At 59.2% G+C, this 20,031-nt stretch carries 20 protein-coding genes; 4 read left to right on the top strand and 16 right to left on the bottom strand.

Annotation, left to right across the window (positions count from 1 at the left end; translation table 11 throughout):
- Positions 1-297 precede the first annotated feature (297 nt).
- From RAD15_RS24335 to RAD15_RS24325, 3 genes are all read left to right on the top strand, one after another.
- Positions 298-1,326 (top strand): esterase/lipase family protein, encoded by a 1,029-nt coding sequence (locus tag RAD15_RS24335; protein ID WP_458180727.1) that lies wholly within the window; start codon positions 298-300, stop codon positions 1,324-1,326.
- The gene (locus RAD15_RS24330) at positions 1,287-1,514 is read left to right on the top strand and encodes a hypothetical protein (protein WP_458180726.1); all 228 of its coding nucleotides are present in this window, start codon (positions 1,287-1,289) and stop codon (positions 1,512-1,514) included. The genes RAD15_RS24335 and RAD15_RS24330 overlap by 40 nt, the downstream gene beginning before the upstream one ends.
- 80 nt (positions 1,515-1,594) lie before the next feature.
- Positions 1,595-1,930 (top strand): hypothetical protein, encoded by a 336-nt coding sequence (locus RAD15_RS24325; RefSeq protein ID WP_458180725.1) that lies wholly within the window; start codon positions 1,595-1,597, stop codon positions 1,928-1,930.
- Positions 1,931-2,041: 111 nt separating this feature from the next.
- Here RAD15_RS24325 and RAD15_RS24320 read toward each other — a convergent pair whose 3' ends face one another.
- The 8 genes from RAD15_RS24320 to RAD15_RS24285 all read right to left on the bottom strand — a co-directional run bounded on the left by RAD15_RS24320 (position 2,042) and on the right by RAD15_RS24285 (position 9,610).
- Positions 2,042-3,301 carry a DGQHR domain-containing protein gene (locus RAD15_RS24320; protein WP_458180724.1) on the bottom strand — a complete coding sequence of 420 codons (1,260 nt, stop codon included), beginning with the start codon at positions 3,299-3,301 and terminating at the stop codon, positions 2,042-2,044.
- Positions 3,301-3,804: a GIY-YIG nuclease family protein gene (locus RAD15_RS24315; RefSeq protein ID WP_458180723.1), complete on the bottom strand. Its 504-nt coding sequence runs from the start codon at positions 3,802-3,804 to the stop codon at positions 3,301-3,303. Before RAD15_RS24315 ends, RAD15_RS24320 begins: the two co-directional genes overlap by 1 nt.
- A gap of 166 nt (positions 3,805-3,970) precedes the next feature.
- A complete protein-coding gene (locus RAD15_RS24310) occupies positions 3,971-4,255 on the bottom strand; it encodes a hypothetical protein (RefSeq protein ID WP_458180722.1) in 285 nt (94 codons plus the stop codon).
- On the bottom strand, positions 4,252-5,043 hold the full coding sequence (locus RAD15_RS24305) for a hypothetical protein (RefSeq protein ID WP_458180721.1): 792 nt from the start codon (positions 5,041-5,043) through the stop codon (positions 4,252-4,254). Before RAD15_RS24305 ends, RAD15_RS24310 begins: the two co-directional genes overlap by 4 nt.
- Positions 5,044-5,114: 71 nt before the next feature.
- Positions 5,115-5,342, bottom strand: a complete 228-nt coding sequence (locus RAD15_RS24300) for a hypothetical protein (RefSeq protein ID WP_458180720.1) — start codon at positions 5,340-5,342, stop codon at positions 5,115-5,117.
- A 347-nt stretch (positions 5,343-5,689) separates the two neighbouring features.
- A complete protein-coding gene (locus RAD15_RS24295; RefSeq protein ID WP_458180719.1) occupies positions 5,690-5,914 on the bottom strand; it encodes a hypothetical protein in 225 nt (74 codons plus the stop codon).
- Between the two features lie 249 nt (positions 5,915-6,163).
- Positions 6,164-8,230, bottom strand: a complete 2,067-nt coding sequence (locus RAD15_RS24290) for a hypothetical protein (protein WP_458180718.1) — start codon at positions 8,228-8,230, stop codon at positions 6,164-6,166.
- A gap of 33 nt (positions 8,231-8,263) precedes the next feature.
- A complete protein-coding gene (locus RAD15_RS24285) occupies positions 8,264-9,610 on the bottom strand; it encodes an anti-phage deoxyguanosine triphosphatase (RefSeq protein ID WP_458180717.1) in 1,347 nt (448 codons plus the stop codon).
- Between the two features lie 524 nt (positions 9,611-10,134).
- Between RAD15_RS24285 and RAD15_RS24280 the strand changes: the two genes are divergently transcribed.
- On the top strand, positions 10,135-11,013 hold the full coding sequence (locus tag RAD15_RS24280) for a class I SAM-dependent methyltransferase (RefSeq protein WP_458180716.1): 879 nt from the start codon (positions 10,135-10,137) through the stop codon (positions 11,011-11,013).
- Between the two features lie 623 nt (positions 11,014-11,636).
- Here the strand turns inward: RAD15_RS24280 and tnpC are convergent.
- From tnpC to RAD15_RS24240, 8 genes are all read right to left on the bottom strand, one after another.
- Positions 11,637-13,289, bottom strand: a complete 1,653-nt coding sequence (gene tnpC, locus RAD15_RS24275; RefSeq protein ID WP_458180715.1) for an IS66 family transposase — start codon at positions 13,287-13,289, stop codon at positions 11,637-11,639.
- Between the two features lie 45 nt (positions 13,290-13,334).
- Positions 13,335-13,655 carry an IS66 family insertion sequence element accessory protein TnpB gene (gene tnpB, locus RAD15_RS24270; RefSeq protein WP_458180714.1) on the bottom strand — a complete coding sequence of 107 codons (321 nt, stop codon included), beginning with the start codon at positions 13,653-13,655 and terminating at the stop codon, positions 13,335-13,337.
- A 23-nt stretch (positions 13,656-13,678) separates the two neighbouring features.
- Positions 13,679-14,080 carry an IS66-like element accessory protein TnpA gene (gene tnpA / locus RAD15_RS24265; protein ID WP_028340772.1) on the bottom strand — a complete coding sequence of 134 codons (402 nt, stop codon included), beginning with the start codon at positions 14,078-14,080 and terminating at the stop codon, positions 13,679-13,681.
- Between the two features lie 46 nt (positions 14,081-14,126).
- Entirely contained in the window at positions 14,127-15,911 is a 1,785-nt protein-coding gene (locus RAD15_RS24260; RefSeq protein ID WP_458180713.1) for a hypothetical protein, read from the bottom strand.
- 811 nt (positions 15,912-16,722) lie between these two features.
- Positions 16,723-18,222: a hypothetical protein gene (locus RAD15_RS24255; RefSeq protein ID WP_458180712.1), complete on the bottom strand. Its 1,500-nt coding sequence runs from the start codon at positions 18,220-18,222 to the stop codon at positions 16,723-16,725.
- A 25-nt stretch (positions 18,223-18,247) separates the two neighbouring features.
- Positions 18,248-18,637 carry a cupredoxin domain-containing protein gene (locus tag RAD15_RS24250; protein WP_458180711.1) on the bottom strand — a complete coding sequence of 130 codons (390 nt, stop codon included), beginning with the start codon at positions 18,635-18,637 and terminating at the stop codon, positions 18,248-18,250.
- A 16-nt stretch (positions 18,638-18,653) separates the two neighbouring features.
- Positions 18,654-19,280 (bottom strand): CC0125/CC1285 family lipoprotein, encoded by a 627-nt coding sequence (locus RAD15_RS24245; protein WP_458180710.1) that lies wholly within the window; start codon positions 19,278-19,280, stop codon positions 18,654-18,656.
- 28 nt (positions 19,281-19,308) lie between these two features.
- Entirely contained in the window at positions 19,309-20,031 is a 723-nt protein-coding gene (locus RAD15_RS24240; protein ID WP_458180709.1) for a cytochrome b/b6 domain-containing protein, read from the bottom strand.

Here is a 20,031-nt window from a genome sequence, read left to right as displayed (position 1 = left end):
GCACACGCTCTGCTCGCAGACAGCAAGACCACAATGGCTAAGACGACGCAATGTATCCGGCTTGGAGAGCGCATGACTTGTCCTCCCATCATCGGACGCAGCATCTCACGCCAAGCAGGTCGAGCGTCCTAGGAAGTACCCTAGGCGGATGCTCGGTCGCAAAGTCGGTGGCACCCGTACCGTCGAACGAGCCGCGCACCGAGCTAGGGACATACCTAGGATCGCACGCCTCGCCTGCGCGCTAGGGTTCGCACGAGGTCGGCTACGTGTGCTGCTATGACTGTGGAGCGATCGACCGTGACTTCTCGCCGCTTGGGACTCAATTGCGTCCAGAAGCCCGCGAACGGCGCTTGCGTCGTATTCGCGCATGGTGTGCTGTCCGACGGCGAATCCGCTTGGGGTTTGCCCCCGTGGCCGGAACTTCTTGCTGGGGATCCCACTCTCCAGGGCGTGGGCGTCTACTCCTACACCTACTTCACAAGTGTGGGATCGGGCTCCTACAGCATCGGCGAGGCCGCCGACATGCTGCGCGAGCTATTCGATCTCGAAGGACGGTGGGAGATTCCCAACCTCGTTCTGATCGGCCACAGCATGGGCGGCATCGTCTTCCGGAGGTTCCTCGTCGCGAACGAAGCGCGTTTGCGCGAAGCAGGAACGCGAATAGGGCTGGTCCTCGTGGCGTCCCCGTCGCAAGGCTCTTGGCTCGCGACAAGGCTGAGGCTCCTGCTCTGGGCAGCCGGGCACTCCCAGGCGTTCGATCTGTCGGATTCGACCCTCAATACTTGGCTTTCCGGCCTAGACGGCGATTTCCAGGCTCTCGTCCCGCGTCTGGACATTCGCGGAAGGGAGTTGCTGGAGGGCATGCCCATCCCGATGCTGCGGTGGTTCGGGGTCTTCAGACGGATCGTCGAGCCGCGTTCGGGAGGTCGGTATTTCCCGTATCCCGTGACCATTCCCCTCACCGATCACTGGACAATCGCGAAGCCGCAAGGCCGGGACGAAATACAATACCGCGTCGTGTCCCGCTTCGTTTCCCAACATTTCGACGCCTGGCCACAGCATCTTCATCCGATCGAAGACGGGTCTTCGCTGCGCGTTGACGAAGCGATGAAGGGCCTCTCTGCCAAGATAGCGAGTATTGCGCCGTGGCGCGACGCCATAGTCGCGTTGCAGGATGCACTTCTCGAGACTCGCCTTTACATCGCACGACGCCGCGAGGGCGGCGAGCGGGACAAGGACGTGGAGGACGCCTTTCGCGCGTTTGGTCGGATGTGTCGGCCCGGCTCATGCCGCACGACATCGAGCTGGCGATGCTCTGCGGCCTGAAGGGACAAGCTTGGGCGGATCCAGCTCTCCTTGACAATGTAGCATTCAGGGAGCTTCCGACCGAGCTGGACGACATCACGGCTCGCCTCATTCTTCTTTTAAGCGCCGGCAAGCCGCCGAAAGCCGATGCGGAGCTTCGACGGGCAATTCTCGCGATCCGGAACAACCTCGAGCGGTCGAACTCGTAAGGGACTTCGACCAAGGAAACGTCGGAGCGCGACGTCAACCCACGTCCGTGTTTCATCGGCTCTCGAACGATGGCACCGCAGTGGAGTTTGTCTCGCCATACGAGACCGCCAGTGTGTCCATAGAGGACCTCCAGAACCGGCTGACCGCGGAGGAGCGGAGAGCCGTGGCGGCGTCTGAGGAATCGATGAGGAAACTCGCGTTTTCCTGGGAGGAGATCGTCCTCAAGGGGCTACTGGACGAGGAGGACGAACGGAAGCTCAAGACGATCGCCCGTCAAATGGCCGAGCAACTCGATGTCGTTTTCAAGATCGTGGCAATACGCCCCGGCGGATATTTACAGGACCATTATGCGCAGCAGCGTGCCATAGCGGACAAATATAGAAGGGAAGCCGCCGGAGAAGTGCGAGCGAAATAGTGGAGTTCGAATTTGCGAAAGGTTCCGCGTGCAACGATGTGACTGCGCGGCGTCCACCCCGGAAACCACGACATTTTCTTGGGTTATCGACGCGACGCCGGCGTTGAACGGTCACGTCACGACACGGGCGGGCAATTCGAGCTCGTCTACATCATTGTCCTCCATGAGAGCTTCTTGATAGCGCTGGAGCAGTTTGTCTTCGTCTTCGGTCACGCCTACCATGTGGAGCACCAGGTCTCTGGCGAGAGCCTTGCCCCTTCCGATGATCCGGCCGCGTTCGACGTCCCAGATGACACCGGCATATGGCGGCTCGTCGAGTTGGGTTGGCAATCGCTTGAGAAGTTTCACGGCACGGACCAGCGAAATTTCTCTCGTGCGCGCCAGCGCGATCGCGGCGCGAGTGACGGTATCGAGGCCGATGGGACGGAACAGGATATGACCGCCACTATCGGTCCGATGTTTAGGAGTGACCCTCGACGGTTGAGTCGCCGACATCAGGTCGGCTACCGGCTTGAAGGTGTCTCCCAGGGCATCGAAGTAGTCCGTCGCCAGCGCATAATACTCATCGAGTCTTTCGTCCGATGGCCGGTTGAACCTGAGATGACGATCCGTGCGCCTGCCGCCTTCGGTCGAAAAGATGAGCTTGAGAATATCGTAGAGGTTCGCGATCGTCGTCAGACATTCCCTATTTCCCGCCGGAATCGATTGGCTGGAAATGACCGCGATCTTGGGACTTTTGAAGGACGGGTTCGTCTCTACGAGGCGGCGGCAGGTGATCGCCATCACGTCGTCCTCGTCGAGTGCGATGATATCCTTCTTCGCCACGGGCACGGCCGTCTTGTTCAAAGTGGTGAATAGTCGACGTGTTCGTCTTAATCCCTCCACCGTCTTCTTATGACCGACCAGGATCACCGGCACCTGATCGCTTGAGACGCCGACACCATCTTTGAGCGCCTGCTTGATGCCCGCAAGGCGATGTTGCCCATCGATCGCGAAGATCTTCTCTTTACCTGACAACGCCAAAAAACCGACCGCATCGCCGGCACGTTCCCTGATTTCGTCGAGTAATTCCGGCTTCTTCGTGGACCTGAAGTTTCCTAGTTCGAGCCAATCCGGATTTCCACCGTATGTCGCAAGCACCAATGAATTGAAGAATCTTTCGGGATTCGAGGAGAGATAGCTTGCGATATGTCTGGCGCGAGTACCCTCCAGGCTTCGCTGTATGAGCTGCGAGAGAGCTTCGTCCGGATGTATTTCCTGCGCGTAGTTGACCCTTGACGCCACTTCGGACAGCTCCATGACGCATGAGTAGTAAATCCAGTCGCCGAACGCGCCCCTCAATGCCGGAAGAACCAGAGGTTTCATAGACATCAGAACGCCGCCTTTCTCGCCGCGGTTATATCGGCGCTCATGTCTCGAACGTTTATCGGCGGAATGATCGCGTCCAACATTGCCTTTTCCAGCTTGGTCAGACTGACGTTCGCCGCAGGTAGCGGCACGAAATTGAAGAACAGATCGCTTCCCCACTTCTTGAGCATGTGGACCACCCGCGGACGCCCCTTGCTGTCCTTCATCTCGCGCAAGTATTGCGCGAACCGCTTGCGCAGGTTCGAAGCGGAGGTATCGCCGGTGATTCCGATGTACATGATGTAACCGTGTGCGGGCAGCTTCGTCGGAGACAACTCGAGGGTGAAGGCATAGATTCCTCTTTCCTCCGGAATCGACGTCAGACTCCCTGCTTCGAAGCGCATCCTCTGCCACACGAGAGTATGTCGGGTCTTGAACGCCTTCCAACTGTCCACGTCGAGAAAGAAGGCGTGCATATCGGCCTTGTACTTGGCAACCTGGTTCACGATGTCGAGTGGGCGAGGCACGCATTCTCCAAATTGAAACACATCCAGCCGGGTTACCCGCGACGAGGGGACAATCAAAGCGGGTTCGAGCGGACTTGGCTATCTGGAAATGTGACTATAGTAACTGGACTCATCGTTCGTATCCAACTACCCGGACTAGCGGAATCCCGGTCATGGATCGATTGCGCTATTGGCGATCGGCCCCGGCAGGTCGTTCAATCTGAAGGTTTTTAAGATCCTTTGTTATAGCGTTGGTACCCGTGCCGCCCGTTCCGATGCCGGACCCTATGCCTCCGTTGTCGGGCTTGCCGCCGTTCGGATCTGGCTTCGGCGACGGTTTCGCGAGAATGCGGCAGACGTCATCGTCCAGATGGCAGTCACCGGATTGTTGCCCCGAAGGTGCGTCGCCCTGCGCATGCACGACTGGCACGATAAAGGCGAAAAGCAAAAGAAGCATCGCGATTCTGGTCATTGCGCCCCTCCGAACGTCCAACGTACTGAGCGAAACCCGAACGCCACCGGCCGCTGGAGGGTTTCTATCGTCGATACCACCGACGAGTTTCCAAACTGCAGCGAACTTACTACTCCTGGAGGACCAGTTGGATTGGGCCCGTCGGCCGCCGGCCCGGGGCGATGGTCCGCGGGCTTCCCCGAATCCGAGGGGGCAGCCGCCGGACCGGATGGCGCGGCGGAGGCGTCTTTGGTCGAGCCCGCTGCCGACGCACTGCCAGTGTACCGTATCACTGTGTGGATCGACCTCGCGAGGAACACGCGGGTGATCAGACCTATCTCGAGGGAAAACCTTGGCACCGACTTCCCCGTCTTGGTATCCTCGACTTTGTCGTGGATCTTGCTTCCGATGACGATCGACATCTGCTTGCGCGCGTTCTCGTCGGTGCAAAAGATCTTCGAATAGGCGTCGGTGCAGAATTCCTCCAGCAGCGCTTCGGAGACAATAGCTGGCACTCCGTAGGTTTCCGCCGCGGCCAATTTCACCTCCATGGTCGATTCCGATTTGGCCGAACCGGCGACCGTTCCCTTCAGCAATTCCCCGAGGAAAGCGCTTCCGTCCACGCCGCGGGTAGTCGCGAGCGTGAATCCCGGAAAGACGACCAGAGGCAGGTCGGTGCGCGGCGAAGCGGGCCGGAAGATTGGCCCGTTGGCTTGGGCGAGTTTCCAGGCCTTTCCTTCCGATGGCGGCTCGGGCGTTTCGGGGAAGCGGTAGACGTCGGCATACGCCTTCTCGAGTTTGGCGGTCATGTCGATGTGCCAAAGCTTGAGCGAGCGTCCCGCGAGCGGCTCCTTCTCGACATCTCCCAATTCGTCCTTGGTCAGATGACGAAGACGTCGCCTACTGCGATGTCCTCTTCGGGTGGGTAGACCGGCTCGATTCCCAGACGACCGATGGCCTCGTTCCACTGCTGCGCGACCGATTTATCCGGCGCAACTGGCGTCGTCCACTGATAGCCGAAGTAGCCGCAGACCCCGACGAAAGCGAGCACAACCAACGCAATCGCGACGCGGGCGATCAATTTTCGGCCTTGCTCGTTTAGCGGCATGCATATCTCCGGACTTGAAACACTCTGGACGATGTCCGAGGCAAGACCGATTTTGGACTAGGGAGATCACTAGGTTGCGAAGCCCGTGCTCGAAAACTCGCGGGCTTCTGTCGGTTAGTTGATCAGCAGCGCGTCACGTCCAGGTCGACGGGTAGCCTGCATGGATCAGGGCCCGACCTTCCGTCGACGGCGTTCGGGTGCCCGAGCCAGCGCACCTCCCGATCAACGGAATCGACTTGATGACTGCTCGCTGTCGATCCCATCCCTCCGATCGGTTGCGATCCTATCTTTGCTCGCAGGACAGCGCGCCGGAGCGGCGCAAACTCGCCTCCCTTCGCCGCTCGCCTCTAATAATCGAGCGCTGGCTCTCCATACGGTCGCTGGTCCGCATTCCGCGCGGGTGCGATTTGTGACGTCGAGAGAAACCTGAGCCGCACGACCCGACCGGGATTGCGTTCGACGAGATCGATAAAAGCATCCAACGCGTTCACGACACCTTGCGAATTGATCTTGGCTTTCGTCGACGAGGTATCCTTCACCTCGACGGCATTGATGGCGTTACCGGCCACCACCGAATAGTCCTTCGACCTTCAAGTAGAGTGTTTCGTCGGGCCCAAGAGCCAACCACGCGAGTGCGCTCGCATAGAGCTGGTAGATGTAGCCCTTGAGGGAGGCGACGGCCTGCGTCGAAGGATCGCCACGGGGCGGATCGGACAGTGCAGGTCCCGCATTAAATGGCGAGGCTATTGGCATGAAGAGGCGACTCGTGGGTCAAACCCTATGCTACAGGTTTTGCCGGCCTTCCGCTAAGGCTACAGCAATCATCCTCGGAACGGTCGGGGCGATCCTCCTGGCTTGCTGGTTGGGGCAACTAGAGCTGCGGCCTGCCGTCGCCGGAATTGTCGGATATCGTTGGAAACCTTTCGAGATCGGAGCGGTCTTCGAATTCCGGCAACGCAACGAAAAGCCCGCTCAGGCGCGTTTCGTGATGCCGTACGTCCAAGCTCTCCGGCGCCAGCAACCAGCGGGTTCTGGATGGCCCAGAGTATCTTTTCGGTCGTCAGATCGACATCCCGAATGACATGACGCGTGTGTAGAACCTCGTGATCTTGCGGCGAGGTGTACCGAACTTTGGCCCGCTCGGTGATCGCCTTGCGGCCGCCCTCTCCGATCACCGGAACTCCTTCCCAGCTCCATCCTTCGAACGTATCGACGGTCGTCAACACCAGGGGCTGCACGATCGCGACTTCGTCGGCCGCACGCCGCCCCAGCACCGAAGTCAGCCAACGCCTGTTCTCGAGAATGAAATCGGCCGCCAGGCGGGCCTGGCGGCATCCCCAGACGATGGTCTGTCGATTTCGCCAATGATCATAGACCGTCATTCCCGATCCGATCAGCGCCTTCACCTGAATGACGAGAAGCAGATCGTTCTTTTGCAGAAGGATGTCGACGTCCGTGACAACGCTGTGGTCTCGACGCAGACGTACTCCGCGCCCGACGACCTTCCAGTGGGTCTCCGCGAAGCTCCGGACATAGAATTCTTCCCAGATTTTTCCGTAGCCGGCGCCGCGGCGGCCGCCGCCGATCAGCGCTTCCCTCACCGTCGTGTTCCACGTGCCGTAGTCGCCGCCAGGCACGTAGCATGCGAGGCCCGGCGCTTCCCGGATGAAGGGACGTCGTGCTATGTCAACGTGGCTTCTGGCAGGAAGCACACAAGTGAGATCGTCGATGACCTCGTCGACACTCTTTCCACCGCCGCGTTCGAGTTCTTCCTGAAGACGATACAGAGGGACGCGCGTCATCGCTCCCGCGCGTTCCGACTTTGCCTGTTGACCTCGTTGCACGAACTCGGAAGCCATCGAGTACCACCGCATAACCATTGCGGTCGTGTAATAGGTCGCAGCGCTCAAGTCAGGTCCATTTGCCGCGTAAAGCAGATCGTCCTCAGCGTTGAGAAGCACGAGGTATGCAGCGCTATGCCGCTTCAGCGCCTCGAATTCGATTTCCAGATCGCCAAGATTAAGTGTTTCGCGGTAGTATTCGAGAGCGTCGGCGAGAAAGTGGTTCTCCCCTTCTCTGAGTCGCTCGCGCACGAAACGCGGCGCCCGAGCTCCGTTCAGGTTCAGTATCATGTCGCGGCGGATTGCGAGCGTGCGAAGAAGGTGAAGTCTGAGGTCCGCGTAGTCAAATTGAAACCTGATCGGGCCGCGGCCGGATAATCGAGTGACAGTGAAATCGCCGTAGCTGACGGAATCGAAGAGCCATTCAAGCGCATTGATTTTTGACGCGACGGAGCTCGCCTTTTCCAACGCTCTGACGTTGCGTCTCCACGGTCCGTCTAGGAGTGGCGGAGCGCCAAGGTCGAGAACTTTCTTGGACGCCTCATTTAAGGCGCGAATCACCGCGAAGAAGACGTCATTCGCGAGCCCGTTCGAATTGCCGACGCGGCGCTCGTATTCCGCAACCGATCGTTCCGGCTGCGCGGTGACTCGTGGCAGTCGGTCCAGGTAGCGCCTCAAGACTTGGCCGCTGGCGGCGAGGAGCTGCGACAAATTCATGGTCGAAAGCCCGCGAAGGGTCCGAGACAACTCTTCGGCCGCGAGGCTATGTGCTCTTTGCCACTCGCCGGCGAATTCGAGATACGCGCGGAAGAAGCCAGCTTCGGGCTGCGGCAGATGGCGCGAGGCGGCTTCGGACATCACTTCGTCGAAGATCTGCTTCATGCCGACCGGCACATGAAGCACCAGCTTCTGTTCTCGGCAGGAGGTCAGCAGTTCGTCCGAGCATTCGCGATCGATACCGACGCGAAAAGCGGTAGCGTCCTTGTCTTCGAGATTGTGCCTGAGGCACTTCAGAAGCTTAGCCGTTTGCTTGCGTTCAGCATCCATCGTCGTTGCCTGCGCCCAAGCGCGGTCGCGGGATCATAGTCTATCGAACACTGAGCCCATCCTGGGGCTGAACAGCCTATCGTACGTCTTCAGCAGGAAGTCATCCGTCATCCCGGCGACGTAGTCGCAGATCGCGCGTATGTCCTCGCCGGCAGCGAAGCGGGCATAGGCATCTGCGGGAAGGAGCGCCTTCGGATCGGACTGGATCGCTTCGAAAACCGAAACGACAAGCTTCTGTCCTTTGAATTCCAGCTGCTGCACGTTGGGGCTGAAGATGACCTTTTGCTCAATGAGCTTTTGGAGTTCGTCGAGGAACGTACGCTGTGGAGCCTTGATCTGGGCGCGATAGCGGATCAGAGGTTCGGCGAATTGGCTCAAGGTCACCAGTTCGACATTGGTCAAAAAATGGTACACCAAGCGTCCGATGAAGCGCTTACGCCAGTTGCCGTCCGAAAAAAGTTTCGAGACAAAATGGCCGTAGACGTCGTTGCCGCATTCCTCGGAATACCGCTTTTTTAATACATCGAGAAATGGAGCACTTCCAGCCTCACTGACGTGCTCGCGAAAGTCCTTCTCGTCGAGGAGACCCAGCGTGATGGCGTCCTCCAGATCGTGCACTCCGTAAGCGATATCGTCCGAGAGATCCATGATGCTGCAGTCGAACGACTTGTGCCGCGTCTTGCCGTGCTTCTCCGGAATCGGATCGAACGACTGAAATTCAATGCGGTCTTCCGGCGATAGCGGATCAAGGATCCAGTCGACCACGTCATTCTCGGCACCGAAGTAGCACTTCGGCGGCTTGCAGGTAGGACGATCCAAGATTTGGATCGAGTTGGCTCCCGCCTTGAGCTTGGGCAAGATGCCATGATTGACGAGGGCTTTGAAGGGCACCGGATATTTGAGTACAGCCAGAAGAGTACGGCGCGTCAGGTCTGCTCCATGATCCCGCGAGAAGTTTTCCAATCTGGCGAGGATCCGGAGCGTCTGCCCATTGCCCTCGAAGCCCCCTCCGTCGCGCATGCAGTAGTTCAGTGCGGCCTCCCCGCCGTGGCCGAACGGCGGATGGCCGAGGTCGTGGCAAAAACCCGCGGTCTGGATGAGACTGAGGGGTGGAAGAAAGGGGGCGGCTTCGTGCCCGGGATAGTCCTTCTGAAGCTGGCGCATCACCCCTCCGGCGATCTGCGCGACTTCGAGCGAATGGGTCAGCCGGGTGCGGTAGAAATCGCTATCGCCAAGATTGAGGATCTGGGTCTTGCCCTGCAGTCGTCGGAATGATCCGGAATGGACGACCCGCGCATAGTCCGCGTCGAACGCGTCGCGCGCGTCGTCAGAGTGTTGCTTCCAAGGGCCACGGCGTTGCAGCCAAACGTCGTCCAGCATTGAGCCTCCGCAAGTATTGAGTAGTCGGTCGCTCCGGTCTGCCGGCGATCGAAGTTTGTGACCGAAACTTGACCCAGATTTTTTGAAGCATGCCTTGCAAGTCGATCGCCAAGCTTAAACCACTGATTTCAATGCTTGGTGGGCGCAGCAGGGCTCGACTCCGGGACATGATTGCATAGTTTTTAAACAGCCTCAATCACGCGCGACGTGTTGAAGAAGAGGCGCGACCCGGAAGTGTGACGATCGATCAAGGGCGCACTTGGCTGATCTGAACGTAGAGACAGTCACGGGAATGATCGAGTCCCTGCGCACTCGGATGAATGCCGCCACCGCGTACGCTGCTCGGTACGCCTCCGTGAGGTCGGTGTGCGAGCGAATGCGCTGAACGCTAATCGGCAGCAGATCATCAGGGCATTTTGGTGATAGGCGCCCTTCGCTCGTCATCGTGGGACGTCTTTACTGGATTCGGTAGCTACCTCCCTTTGCAGGTTGAACTGAAGTGCAAATTGCTATTTTCAGGACCCATGTCGAGCGCGATCGCGGGGCGTAGCGCAGACAGCGCGCATGAGAATCCCGAAAGGTGTTGCATGGCAACTAGCGCTGATCTTGTGTCCGAACAGTGGACTTTGTACTGCTCAAGTAACCCCACTCGCCGATGGCTGCACGGTGCGCGCCGCGCATGGATCACGGATGCTGTTCGCCGATTCGCTCAGCGGAAGGGAAGAGCGGTCGAGATCGGGCCTGGCTCAGGCATCTATATACCCATGCTTAAGGAAGTCTTCTTCGAGGTTTACGTGGTCGACTGCGAGAGAGTTTATCTTGAACCGATTGAAGCGCGTTATGCGGAGGATGCAGCAGTCCACATCGAGCTCGACGACATCACTGCGTCACGACTGCCAGAAGCGCACTTCGATCTTGTCCTGTGCAGCGAAGTGGTGGAGCACATTCCAGACTCTCGCGCAGCCTTTCTGCATATTGCACGCATTCTGAAACCTGGGGGAATTCTCGTGCTCTCTACTCCGCAGCGGTATAGCTTTCTCGAGCTTACAGCACGGGTCGCACTTTCCAAATGGCTCATTTGGCTCGCAAGGCTTGTCTATCGTGAGACTGTATTGGAAATGGGGCATATTAACCTAATGACCGACACCACAGTGCAAGCACAACTTGCTGCCGCAGGCCTTGAGGTTATCGCGCGTCACAAAGGCGGACTCTATCTACCCGGCATTGCCGAATTTCTCGGCGTCTTCGGCCAGCGCATAGCTGCGCGGTTAGAGTGTCTAATACGCAACACCAGACTCGACGGGGTCCTGTGGACGCAATACTACATTGCCGGCCGTTTCGGGCATGAAACTGCCGCTCGTATCAAGAGGGATTCTGGTTCGCTTGTCGGCACGGCCACATAGCTGTTGGGGACGAGAGCGCTGCCGCACTAGACTTCACGGCAATTGACAGACCTTCTCGCCGCCCCTGGACGATGCGTTCATTTTGGTGATTGCCAGAGCGACATCTACATTGGGAGTTGGTTCGTCTTCTGAATGCCACTTGAAAGATATGCATTGGCTCCGAGCATCCCAGACATTTACACTGGTCCGCGCTGGCACGGCGATCGTCGCCTGAAACAATCTGTCGCACGGCTTTTGGCGTCGTAGAATGAGGCCGCTAGGCAATACGCAGAGGTGCACCCGCGGCCGTGTTTGAGTTTTCCTGAACAATGTCGGCTTCGGCATGTTCGGCGAAGCAATCAAGCTCGGAGCAACTCTGTCGCGCCGCAGTCAGTATCCGACCACTCACTGATGTATCACCGCGATCGAACTCTTGAGAGACTCGCAGCTGACCCGCGCAAGCCGTGTGATGACGCTCATTCCGCGGGAATCCCTCGGTTCGCGCCCTCGCGCCCCTCGACCTCGGATCACAGCTTTCTATTTCTGGCCGTACGGCCATTGCCGCCTGGTACGCATACGACGAGGACCGCCTGATTGACGCATGCGCGCGGGCACAGTGAGCTCTATGATCGGTTGGGTGAAGGTCAGGCGGCCTGCTGACCGGCGGGCTTATCGGCTTGGCGCAGGAGCTTCCATTCCCAGGGCAGCAGTTCGTGCAGCCGCGACGTTGGAAGATCGGCGATCCGGGCGAGGACGTCGGCGAGCCAGGCCTTGGGATCGACGCCGTTGAGGCGACAGGTGGTGATCATCGTCAGCATGATAGCGGCACGATCGGCGCCACGCTGGCTACCAGCGAAGGTCCAGTTGCGCCTTCCCAAGGCAATGCCTCTCAATGCACGCTCAGCGCAATTGTTGGTCAAGCAGATCCTGCCATCGTCGAGGAAGCGGGCGAAGTCGTCCCAGCGCCTGAGCATGTAATTCATAGGCTTCAGGACCTCAGAGGAGCGCGAGAGGGTTTCGCGCTCGTGGAGCAGCCAGTCGTGCATGTCGTCGAGAAGCGGCTTGCTTCTCTCCTGGCGTACGGTACGCCGCTCGTCAGCATTTCGGCCGTTGATGGCGCGCTCGATCTCGAACAGGGCGTCAAGACGCCTGACCGCCTCCAGCGCGATCGGGGAGACAGGTTTGCCTTTCAGTCCGTCTCGGGCGGCCTTCTCGATGTCAGCCAGCTCGAAGAATCCCCGCCGCGCATGGGCCAGGCAAAATGCCGGCGTGATCGGCATCGCTTTCCTTTTTGGGTCGAACAACGGCTCGAAGCCGCTATAGCAATCCGCCTGCAGGATACCTGCGAAGGCGGCCAGATGCTTCTGGGGATGTTCGCCCCTTCGGTCGCCCGAGGCGTAATAGACCGCCGCCGGCGGCGCAGGTCCGGAGAACGGCAGATCATCCCGCACATACGTCCAGATCCGGCCGGTCGTGCACTTGCCCTTCGCCAGGATGCGGATGGTGGTGTCGTCGCCATGAAGGCGCTCAGCCGCCAGCACATGACGCTCGATCAGCTGGAACAGCGGCATGACGGCGAAGGTCCCGTGGCCGACCTGGTCGGCCAGCGTCGACAGCGGCAGGTCGATCCGCTCGGCCTTGAAGCGCACACTCTGGCGGTTGAGCGGGATATGCATGCCGAACTTGTCGAACAGGATCGTCGCCAGCAATTGCGGACCGATGAAGCCGCGCGGCGTGGCATGGAACGGTGCCGGCGGCTGGCTGATCCTCTCGCAATCGCGGCAGGTGAACTTCTCGCGTACTGTTTCGATCACCTTGAAGCGACGCGGGATCTCCTCCAGCGTCTTGGTCACATCCTCCCCGATCTTCGCCAGCCGCGATCCACCGCAGCAGGCGCAGCTTGTTGGAGCCTCGATGACGACGCGCTCGTGTTCGATGTCGTCCGGCCATGGCTGGCGAACCGGCCGCTTGCGCATGAAGGGGCGGACGTTCTGCGTCTTCGCCGCTGCGGCCTGCGCGGCAAGCTCATCCTCGTTCGCCGTGGTGACGAGTTCCTCGAGCTCCAACTCCAGCTGCTCGATCAGCCGTGCCGAGCGCTCAGATCGCTGCCCGTGCAGTTCGCGTTTGAGCTTCTCGATCCGCAGCTCGAGATGCGCGATCAGCGCCGCGTTATCCGACAGCTCCGCCTGCGCGCTGGCAGCCATCGCCTCGGCTCGCAGCCGCGCCTCACGCTCGGCTTGCAGCGCTGCCAAGGCACTGACAAGGTCCGACGGGAGGTCGTCCGGCTTCGATATCATGAAGCCATTGAATCAGATCGAGCAGCAGATTCAAACCCAAAACGGTTATCCGACCCGCGTCGGACGCTGGGTTTCTTGCGGATTGCGCCAATCGATCCCAGACAGCAGATAGCTCAACTGCGCCGGCAAGATCGTTACCGATTCACCGGCAACCGATGGCCAGATGAACTTTCCTCTCTCAAGTTTTTTTGTGAACAAGCAGGCTCCCTGGCCATCGTGCCAGATCGCCTTCACGAGATCGCTGCGGCGGCCGCGGAAGACGAACAGATGGCCGCTGAGCGGGTCTTTGTGTAGCATCTCCTGCACTTGGAGGGCCAGCGACGGAAAGCCTCTGCGCATATCCGTGTAGCCTGTCGCGAGCCACACTCGCACGTTCCCCGGCATAGCAATCATCGGCGTCCAAGCACATCGAGGACCCGCGCCAGCGCCTCCGGATCGACGTGCGCATCCACCCGGATGCACCGTCGGTTGCCGAGATCGATCTCTATCAATCCAGTACGCGCGGCTGCCACCGAGCGAACTCGGCCATCAACCGTAGGCAAAAGCTTTGGAGTTTCCTCAGCCGAGGCCGCTACGGCGGCGATCTGCACCGGCGTAAAAGATGGTACAACTTGTTCCGATGTCCGTGCTTGTCGACGCCAGGTAAACACCAGGCTGGCCGCTACTCCGTTGCGACGCGCAACCTCAGTTACCTTCGCGCCCGGTGCCAGCGTCTCCTCGACAATCCGTGCCTTGTCGTCCTGCGACCAGCGCCGCCGCCGCTCCAGCCCGCCCAAAACCTCGACCCGCATCGCCTGATGACCTTAAAGCTAGACTTAAGGTCACACGCTTCGCGAATTACCACCCGTCACGCAAGACGGCCCTCGTCGGAGGCGTACGCCGCCTGGCTTCGCGGCACGATTGCTCTGCCAGCGCGACGGGGCGCACGGGTTTCAGCAGAGATTGCCTGGCAGCATTTGGATAATAGTCGTCAAAGACAGGAGGGTCGACCGTAGCGGCAGCAATGTAGTCCGCCTGCCCGGCTCCAAAGGAGGCCATGATACTGGATTGGTCAAGAGGACGCGGGCCGTCCGGTTCGATCAGTACCCATGCTTTGGCCAGATCGATGCAGTTCTCAAGTCCAAGCGCTTCCAGCGCGACTGCGTTACTGCCGCTGTATTTCCCATTCAGCCATGGTAGGCCGAGCGCTCGCATCTCAAGCACATATGGCAGGCTCGGGGAGCCGCCAGAGAGATCGACCACGGGGGTATCGACTTCAAGGCCGGCCGCACGAGCCTGAGCTCTGGCGGCGGCCAGATAGTTGTGGAAAGCTTGCGAGACCACCAATTTGCCACCACCTGGCAGAGGCGTGACAGCGGTGTAGGCGCGCAGATCTCTCACCTGACGGTGCGGTTTGAGCATGCCACCCTCGAGGACAGATGAAGTGAGCAGCTGTGCAAACACCGTCAGGGGCAGCAGGCTGGTGACGCTACGTCCCGATTTCGCAAGAGGACTCAGGAAGGCAACGACCGCGAGCATCCAGAACAAGGCTGCTTCCGAACCGAGGCCCCAGTAATTGCGACCGGAGCCCAACGCGAACAGGTGCGGCAGGACCAAAAAGATCAGCGCTAGAGCGATGCTGGTGGGAGCTTGGGTGCGCAGAATCAATCCCCCACGATAGAATATCGCTCCAAGGCATGTGAAGGCCGGCACGAGGAACAAGGTCGAAGGCTCGATTCTGATCGGATCGATCCCTAGCAGCACAATTGCCATTGTTACGATCAACAGCGCAGCGAGAGTCAGCGATGTGAACACCTTGTGCTCAGGCCCCATGAAAATAGTGAGCAGAAGGGTTATGGCCACCAACATAGCGATGGCGAGTTGCGAGGGACCAGTGGGGAGCCAGTCGATTCGAAACACGTGAGATACATCGTATCCGACACCCAGCAGTACTGACAGCTCCTCACTTTTCATCATCCGGGTCATCAGCCCAGTGGTGCCGCCGTCAATCAAGTAGGCGGTAACGATCAGTAGAGCGAGGGCGATCAGCGCGGCGCCAATCATGGGCAACAGCGACTTTCGCCGCAAAACGACCACATAGAGCATAACGACCACGGCAATGGCCGCAGCGGTGGTCGGCTTGGCCATGAAACAACACCAGCCTCCAATACCGACCAGGCCCCACCCTAGGACCTGGCGAATGCGCCCTGGTCGATCGGCTAGCAGCAAGCCGATCATCACCATCAAGAGCGACTGAACATTCAACGTGTTGTAGTTGGGGGTGAGCAGCCAGAGGTCGAAGGCTCCGAGCGCCGGGCCGGCGATCCCTGCCGATAGCACCATCGCGTGCGGCCAGCCCACTGTCCAAAGGCGCCGGATCACAAGGAAGCTGAAAATCCAGGCCAGTGCCACAGTGAACGTGACGTTCGCCACTCGAAGCATTGCGATGTCGCCACCCGCCCACTGATATGGCCAGTGATAGACGAAGCCGAAGAGGGACGGCGGGACAGCGACTGCGTAGCCGAATGGGTTCGCGATAGAGTTGAGATAGTGACCTTCGTCGGATGGATCGAGGCCGTAGCTGCTGTAGTATAACAGCCAAGCGAAAATTGTCGCTGTGGTCACGGCCGACAGAATGAGCAAAGTCCGATCCAGCAAGCTTGGATTGGCGACGTGGCTATCTCTTGGCATAGGCCCTTTCCGCCAGCCTCGCAGACGAGGCCCATTCCAATGGGTATGAGTCTCGAGGAGCTTGTAACTGAGCTTCTAACTGGCCTGAGCCCCCGCAATCTCCTCCCAAATCTAGTAGAGTCTATCGCTTCGGAGCGGGATGGACATGAAGTCCCTCGATCAGGTATTCGGCCCCCCAATCGTCTGGCCTGTTTCCCGAGTAGCCGCTTTGACTGGTGACCATGGACGATTCCGTCGAAAGGAGGAAATTCATGATCAACTGGGCCTCGATGAACTCCATTGCGATATTCGCGGTGGACGAGACTGGAAGGCGCGTTCAGGAGGGAACGACGCGGATGGATGGCGCCATCGATTCTGCGGCACCTTGAAGCATGGGCTAATCAAATGGGCGGGTGCGTGAGACCGCCATCCAGCCGCCTCGACCTCGTCATCCTCGATAACCTCGCCTATTTCGCCAAGGACTGGGTCCAGACGAGTGCGTTGTGCGATCTCATCAACCCCGCTACGAGCGGCGCTCGATGCTGATCACGGCCAATCAGCCCTCTAGCAAATGGACTTCACGATCCTTCTGCTTCGAGCGTTTGGTGCGTCGTACGCGCTTGCGAAGCTGACTTATCTGTTCGTCCGAGACTTCGATCTGCCATGTCTCGCCTTTGGTTTATTGACGACCTGCCAGCATTCCGCGGGCGAGATAATTGGACACCGTTTGCGGGGTTACTCCAAGCTCAGCCGCGGCGCTCTGAATCGAGAAGCTATCGTCAGGTCAGCGCATCGCATTCTTGTCCACGCCGTGTCCCAGCCTTACTGGATTTCCTAGCTCGTCGAAGCCGACGCTACGCTCGTCGATGCGGTTACCCTGATCATCGATTGGGTTGCCTTCTTGATCCATGCCCACACCGTTCGGATAGTGAGGACGATCTAGCGTTTTAAGGAAGAAATCCCTGCTAGGAAGACCTTGCAGGCTGTGTTGTTCAAAAACGGGATAGTCAGCTTCTCCGCTACCTGGCGGGACGTCTTGGGGAATGCGGGTCTCGATGCCCTTGATGGTGTTGGCCCTGATGGCTTCAAAGAGTCTCTTTTTCCAGAGGTTCCTCCCTTCGGGAGCCGGAATATCCATCGGCTCGTCGGGATCGACCACATAGGCCGACGATGTCTTGATGCGGTAGGCGGTGGAGATGCCGTCGTACACGCCAGTCTTCGCATTGTACATGCCGTCGGCATTGCGGCGCAGCGCATAATAGAGCGAGACATGGTCTTCATGACGGCTTGTGTCTGCGCCAGTTTTGTGGACGAAGGTGTGCTCGGCATAAAGGTCGCGCCAGTTGCGATAGCCGCCGATCAAACCGGTACCGCTACCGTCGGGTGCAAGGTTCAGACGGATTTTGCCCTTGATGAAGTTGGTATCACCGGTATCTTCATAGTACATGGCGATGCGCGGGGTGTGCAGATGGTCGACCTGCTCGGTTTCCACCGCGCCATTTTTGATCGTGGCTTTCAGCTTGGTGTACTGGGCCGACTGCAGGATGCGATAAGTATAGTCGACGGCAATCCCGCCACGGGCATCCTTCACGATCTTGTCAGGCGAATAGCCGATCTCCATCGTCGCGTCGCTGTCGTTCATCGGGTCCTGGTTTCCAGAAAGCCGGATCACCATAGTGAACAGGCCTTCCCGCATCTTGTCGTTGGCGAACACCGCGTATGATGCGTTGCCATTGCCGCGCCACGGCGTATCGCAGCCCCAGGCGCGATACAGCGCATTGTCGATACCTTTTTCGCCATCGGGGCTGACGAAGTCGTTCGCCCCGATCTTGCTGTCCAAATTGAAGCCCTCGCCGATGCGGCCGGTCACTTGCGGTTGGCCGGGATCGTCTGCGGCCCACGGATTGATATAGGTTTCGATGCCGCGCTTGTATCCGCGATAGGCGATGGCGCGCCTCCAAATCGCAATGCGCGCGGCCGGCCCCCCTCGGGCCTGGTCCAGCCCCGGGGGCTCCAAGATCCAGTTGATCTCCTGCTGCGAGCGCCACTTTTGGCGCGCCACCGCAATTCTTGTCTGTACGTCGTTGGCGAAATGATTGGAGCTGCCGCGCGGGCAATCTACCCCCGGTTCGATCTCAGATCCACGACCGCCAAAGCGGAAGGCATATTCATAAGCGCCCACCACATAGCCACGGCTCCAGGGAGCTGCCGCGGCGGGCAGCGCGGTATGGGCGCTCAGGGCTAAAACCGCCGTGCAGACCATCAGATACTTTTTCAGCACCATGACGTCCTCCTTTCAAAGGCAGGATTTAAGAGACGACGACAGTTCCAACCATTCCCATGGTTTCGTGAAACTTGCAGACATATCTGTAGGTGCCCTTCACCGTGAAAGTGTGGCTGAAGGTGGTGCCCTCCTCCATGTTGCCGGAATCGAATGGCGCCACCCCCGCCGGCAGGACGACATCCGAAACCGTCGTCGCCTGAGCAGGATCGAAGCTGACGGAGTGGGTAATGACCGTGGGATTGGTCCACTTCACAGTGTCGCCCACACTGATGTTGACGGTCGCGGGCACGAACATTCCCTTGGGGCTGTTCTTCATAGAGACCTCGACGGTCTTGCCCTCGGCCAATGCGGGAGCAGACACAACAACTCCGAGGCTGACGAGCAATTCCGTAAAGGCGCGACGATGGATCTTCATTTGACCTTCCCTGGGATTATTCTGGCGGCGAGACTTGGTTGACCAGGAGGTCGGATACCGCTCCGGCCTCAAAAGCGAGCGGATTGGCGTCATCCATCTGGCCCTTATGGAGCACAATGTCCGCACTGACCTCGAAGTCCGTCATGATTTTCGGGCCGTCCGTAATGAATGCTGCGCCTGTGAAGGGACTCCAGCTTTTCCAGCCCGGGGAGCCGCTGGACTTGTAGCGCCACACCGGGCGGAAATATTCCATGCGGAAACTGTAGCGCAGGCCGGCAGGATCGCGTTTGGGTTCGGGCGCGGTGTCACCACTGGAGCGGGATTCAACAAATGTGAACCAGCTCGCCTTCTGTTCCAAGGTCAGTTCTGCGGCGCGATAGGCGAGATATTTCTCGATATCGCTCCGGGTCGTGAATTTGTGGCCGGCAATCACGAGCTGAAACCGGTCGGCGCCCTTTTTCGTCGCTGTGAAAACACCGGGCTTGGCGGGCGGCACCATGGGGAGATTGTCGGAGGAAGCTTGGTCGGGATTGGCCGCCGCCTGCGTCGATGCCGGGGTGGCCTGCGGATCAGCTGCCAAACTGATTCCGGCCGAGGCGCAAAGCGCAGCAAGGGCAAACCCCGCAGCAATACTGTATCTCATTCTTCCATGCCTATTCTTTCGTGGATTCCTAGAAATAGAAGCCGATCGACACTGCGTACACGATGGCGGTAGCAACGACAGCACCGATCACAAATCGCCAGAGGCGCGCGCCCTCCGTTTCCCCACCGGCAGTATCGCCAATATCCCCCGCATCAGCCGGGCGCTTGCCATGGATCATGGGGCCAATGAGATTCTGGCGCTTGTAGATCAGGTAAAAGGTCACCGCCGCCAGGTGCAGCCCGATCGCCCATAGGAGGATCTTGAACCAGTGGTAATGGAGATGCGCGAGATGGCGGCCCTGCTTGAAGGTGACGTAACTGGACAAGGGCCCCGAATAGAGCCCGTCCACATCGACCGCAAACAGGCCAAGGATTCCCACCATCAGGACCAGGCCCAGCATCAAAACAATACTGATCGCTCCCAGCGCATTGTGGCCATAGCTGTGCGGAACGTCTCGCCGGTGCAGCGTGCTGGCATAGTCGAGAATGGCTTTGGGGCCGCGCACGAAATTGACGAACCGAGCGGTCGAGGAGCCGACCAAGCCCCAATACAGGCGCATCAGCACGATCCAGAGGATCGCGTAGCCGCTCCACAGGTGATATTGGAGTTCATTGTTGATTCCGGTCCACCAGCATATGCCGATCCCGATCGCCAACAGCCAGTGCATGGCGCGGACCGGCAGATCCCAGACCCTGAGATCCGTTGTATCAGCGAACGCCGCTTCCATGCGGCCGGCGTCAGACGAAGTCAT

Source organism: Bradyrhizobium sp. 14AA, assembly GCF_054185205.1.
Note: the sequence above shows the minus strand (reverse complement) of the source record. Positions and strands in the feature narration are given on the sequence as shown.